This is a genomic window from Bacillus sp. SIMBA_026 (genome assembly GCF_046535335.1).
Lineage (GTDB): Bacteria > Bacillota > Bacilli > Bacillales > Bacillaceae > Bacillus > Bacillus velezensis.
In genome coordinates this window covers 1-253 of sequence record NZ_JAWRWX010000330.1, presented here as the reverse complement: position 1 = coordinate 253, position 253 = coordinate 1, and the positions used below count along the sequence as shown (strand labels likewise).

The following is a 253-nucleotide window of genomic DNA, read 5'->3' as shown; positions in this document are numbered from 1 at the left end:
AGGGACACCAGGATTTATTTATTCTGCGAAGTGATCTTCCGTCACAGGTATTTATTCGGCGCAAAGTGCGTCGGGTGATGCTGCCAACTTACTGATTTAGTGTATGATGGTGTTTTTGAGGTGCTCCAGTGGCTTCTGTTTCTATCAGCTGTCCCTCCTGTTCAGCTACTGACGGGGTGGTGCGTAACGGCAAAAGCACCGCCGGACATCAGCGCTAGCGGAGTGTATACTGGCTTACTATGTTGGCACTGAT

At 49.8% G+C, this 253-nt stretch carries 1 pseudogene; it reads left to right on the top strand.

The window, feature by feature from the left end:
- Window positions 1-128 precede the first annotated feature (128 nt).
- Window positions 129-215 (top strand): annotated as a pseudogene (locus tag SB847_RS21675) (IS1 family transposase); the annotation flags it as partial.
- Window positions 216-253 lie beyond the last annotated feature (38 nt).